Origin of the sequence: Amycolatopsis sp. SID8362 (genome assembly GCF_010550475.1) — a bacterium.
GTDB classification, from domain to species: domain Bacteria; phylum Actinomycetota; class Actinomycetes; order Mycobacteriales; family Pseudonocardiaceae; genus Amycolatopsis; species Amycolatopsis eburnea.
Genome location: NZ_JAAGNB010001779.1, coordinates 1 through 2,822 on the forward strand (window position 1 = coordinate 1; position 2,822 = coordinate 2,822).

General features: G+C 73.7%; 5 protein-coding genes. 2 read left to right on the plus strand and 3 right to left on the minus strand.

All coding sequences use genetic code 11. The features are described 5' to 3' along the window. Positions 1-330, plus strand: a 330-nt coding sequence (locus G3I65_RS54590) for an NAD(P)-dependent oxidoreductase (RefSeq protein WP_275940204.1), incomplete at its 5' end; no start/stop codon positions are given. On the opposite strand, the gene G3I65_RS54595 is transcribed toward G3I65_RS54590, so the two are convergent. Continuing rightward, positions 311-1,276 carry a GNAT family N-acetyltransferase gene (locus G3I65_RS54595; protein ID WP_160704328.1) on the minus strand — a complete coding sequence of 322 codons (966 nt, stop codon included), beginning with the start codon at positions 1,274-1,276 and terminating at the stop codon, positions 311-313. The two genes, G3I65_RS54590 and G3I65_RS54595, sit on opposite strands and share 20 nt — an antisense overlap. Before the next feature lie 55 nt (positions 1,277-1,331). On the opposite strand from G3I65_RS54595, the gene yaaA reads away from it, so the two are divergent. After that, positions 1,332-2,078 carry a peroxide stress protein YaaA gene (yaaA, locus tag G3I65_RS54600; RefSeq protein ID WP_160704330.1) on the plus strand — a complete coding sequence of 249 codons (747 nt, stop codon included), beginning with the start codon at positions 1,332-1,334 and terminating at the stop codon, positions 2,076-2,078. Here the strand turns inward: yaaA and G3I65_RS54605 are convergent. Together G3I65_RS54605 and G3I65_RS54610 are read right to left on the minus strand one after the other, a co-directional pair. Continuing rightward, entirely contained in the window at positions 2,065-2,526 is a 462-nt protein-coding gene (locus G3I65_RS54605; protein ID WP_160704332.1) for an N-acetyltransferase, read from the minus strand. The two genes, yaaA and G3I65_RS54605, sit on opposite strands and share 14 nt — an antisense overlap. A 47-nt stretch (positions 2,527-2,573) precedes the next feature. Further along, a partial coding sequence (locus tag G3I65_RS54610; RefSeq protein ID WP_160704334.1) for an FAD-binding oxidoreductase occupies positions 2,574-2,822 on the minus strand: 249 nt, incomplete at its 5' end.

Consider the following 2,822-nt stretch of genomic DNA (forward strand, 5'->3'; position numbering starts at 1 on the left):
ACCCCGGCCACCCGCGGCCTGCTCGGCCGCGCGGAGCTGGCGGCGCTGCCGGACGACGCCCTGGTGGTGAACGTCGGCCGCGGCACGGCGATCGACACCGCCGCGCTGCTGGCGGAGACCCGCACCGGGCGGCTGCGCGCGGGCCTCGACGTGACCGACCCGGAACCCCTCCCCGCCGACCATCCACTGTGGACGTCCCCGGGCGTGGTGATCACCCCGCACATCGCGGGCGGATCGGCGTCGTTCTACCCGCGCGCGAAGAAGCTGGCGGCCGAGCAGCTGAGGCGGTACGTACGGGGCGAGGAGCTGCTCAACCTCGTGGATCACTGAGCACGTACACGTGCCACTCGTCGTCGACGCGGTACCCGCACCGCTCGTAGACCCCCAGCGCCCGGTGCGCGTTGTCGACGTCGACGTTGAGCGCCGACCGGTCGAACCCCGCGGCCTTCGCGGCCCGGAGCGTGTGGCCCAGCAGCCCCGAGGCGACCCCGCGCCCGCGCAGGACCTCGCGGGTGCCGACCCAGGTGGCGTGGAGCTCGCGGATGCCCGTCGCCGCCGATTCGGACTCGTAGAAGTGGCACAGCACGAACGCCAGGACCTTCTCCCCGTCGACGACGAGGAACGACAGGTCCGGCCGGAAGTCCTTCGAGCCGGTGACCAGGTGCCGCCACGCCGCCAGCTCGTAGGTCGTGCTGCCCCAGTGGTCCGCGAAGGTGTCGTTGCGGGCATCGAGGACGGCTCGGTCGTGCTCGAACCCGAACGGCACCGCCTCGAAGCCGTCCGGCAGCGGCGGCTGCGGCGGCAGGTCGGCCAGGCCGACGCGCATGGTCACCATGGTCCGGCCGTGCCGGTAGCCCGCTCCGGCGAGGACGCCGGCGATCCAGCGCTCGTTCTCGTGGAGGCCGTAGTGCAGTTCCAGCGGCGCATCCGGGAAGGTGCGCTCGTGGACTTCGCGGCTCGTCCGCGAGAACCACTCCGCCAGGTGACCGCCCAGGACGTCGTCGCGGTGGTCCGGGTGCACGATCGACTGGAGCCGGATCATGTGCACGGGGTCGGCGGCGTCACGGCGGCGGATCAGGCCGTAGCCGACGAGCCGGTCGCCGTCCCAGGCGCCGGTCGTGGCGCGGGCCAGGTCGATGTTGGGACCTTCCAGCTCCTCGCGGAGGTCCTCCTCGCTGAAGTGCTCACCCGTCCGGTCGACTTCCTCGGCCGCCGCGTACAGGCGGGTCAGGGCCGGTACGTCGGCGAGCGTCAACGGGCGCCAGGTCAGGTCCATGCCGGGAGGCTAGGCCGGGCGGCGGCGCCCGCGCACCCCGATTTACGCTCGGCACGTGCTGGTGCTCCTCCCCCCTTCAGAGACCAAAGCCGACGGCGGCCGCGGCGGCCCGCTGGACCTGAGCGCGCTGTCGTTCCCCGAGCTGAACCCGGCCCGCGCGAAGCTCGCGGACGCGCTGGTCGAACTGGCCGCCGACGTCCAGGCCAGCCTCGCGGCCCTGGGCCTGACCGAGCGCCAGGCCGGGGAGGTCGCGCGCAACGCCGAGCTCTGGACGTCCCCGACGATGCCGGCCCTGCGCCGCTACACGGGCGTCCTCTACGACGCCCTCGACGTGAAGAGCTTCACGAAAGCGGGCCTGGAGAAAGCCCACCGCCGCCTGGCGGTGACGTCCTCGCTGTTCGGCGTGGTTTCGGCGACCGACCCGATCCCGGCCTACCGCCTTTCGGGCGGCAACTCCCTCCCGTCGCTGGGAACCGTCCGCGGCCTGTGGAAACCGGTTCTCGAACCGGTGCTGCAGGCGGTCGAAGGCCTGGTCGTGGACCTGCGCTCGGGCACGTACTCGGCCTTCGCCAAGCTCCGCCCGGACGCGGTGACGGTCCGCGTCGTCACCGAAAACGCCCGCGGCGAACGCGTGACGGTCAGCCACTTCAACAAGGCGTACAAAGGCCGCCTGGCCCACGTGCTGGCCGCCACCCGCGCCGAACCGTCCACTGTGGAGCAACTGGCGAAGGTGATCACGAAGGCGGGCCTGGTGGTCGAGCGCACCGGCGACCACGCGCTGGAACTGGTCACCGAAGGCTGACGGCCCGCTCGAACAACGCACCGGAACCGCCCGGCCCGCCGTCGATCCGCACCAGCCGGAACCCCTGCCGCCGGTAGTAGGCGTGCAGGCGGGTGTTGCTCTTCCACGCGTCGAGCCGCAGCCACCGCTTGCCCCGCCGCGCGGCCTCCGCCGCGGCCTCGTCGAGCAACCACGCGCCGACGCCGAGCCCGGCGAACGCACGGTCGACCGCGAGGTGACTGAGGTACAGCGCGGCGGAACGGTCGTCCGCCGGCCGCCAGAAGGGCGTCGCTTCCTCGCCGAGGGTCATGGTCGCGACCGGCACGCGCGGCGGGTCCGCGGTCTCCGCCACCCGGAGCGCGCCGGTCGCGAGGCCCGGCCGCAGCTCATCGGTGCGCCACGGCGCCCCCGCCCACTGATCGAGGCCCTGCGAGCCGAGCCACGAGACCGCGCCGTCGAGGATCGTCACCAGCGCGGCGAGGTCCGCTTCCGTCGCCGGGCGGAGGCGGTGGCCGTTCAGAAGCGATCCGGGGCGAACGGGGCCAGGTCGAAGCCCGGGTCCTCCCCCACCGCCAGTGCCGCGACGAGCTTGCCCGCGAACGGCGCGTTCGTCAGGCCGCCCGCGCCGAAGCCCGTCGACACCGCCAACCCGGGCCGGAGCAGGCCGAGGATCGGCAGGCCGTCCGGGGTGCCCGGCCGGAAGCCGACCCGGGTCTCCGCCAGCGTCGCGTCCGCGAGGCCAGGCGCGACCGCCAGCGCGTTGTC

Excerpts from the sequence above, each read along its gene's own strand:
- G3I65_RS54595 (WP_160704328.1), bottom strand. The coding sequence starts at position 1,276 with ATGGACCTGACCTGGCGCCCGTTGACGCTCGCCGACGTACCGGCCCTG.